Genomic DNA, 219 nt, shown 5'->3' with positions numbered 1-219 from the left:
CACCTCCCGTCGGCCTGGCAGGGCGCGGCGATCTCCTGCGCGGACGACGGCACGGTCATGAAGGCCACGGTCAGGGTGGACGTCCCGCTGTTCTTCCCGGGGGTGAACCCGGGGTGGAGCGTCACGGGCGAGGCGGGGGCCGCTTCCGAGGCGGATCAGTGAAGGGGCCCGGGCCACGGGGCGCCGCCCCGGACCCCGCTCCTCAAGCGCCGGAGGGGC

Annotated in this window: 1 pseudogene; it reads left to right on the top strand. The window is 76.3% G+C overall.

Annotation, left to right across the window (positions count from 1 at the left end):
* Nucleotides 1-162: pseudogene (locus G3I40_RS47530) on the top strand (septum formation initiator); the annotation flags it as partial.
* Between the last annotated feature and the right edge of the window lie 57 nt (nt 163-219).

The sequence above is a fragment of the Streptomyces sp. SID14478 genome (assembly GCF_010548525.1).
Classification (GTDB): Bacteria; Actinomycetota; Actinomycetes; order Streptomycetales; family Streptomycetaceae; genus Streptomyces.
The sequence above is the reverse complement of the archived record's forward strand: the minus strand, read 5'-3'. Positions and strand labels throughout refer to the sequence as shown.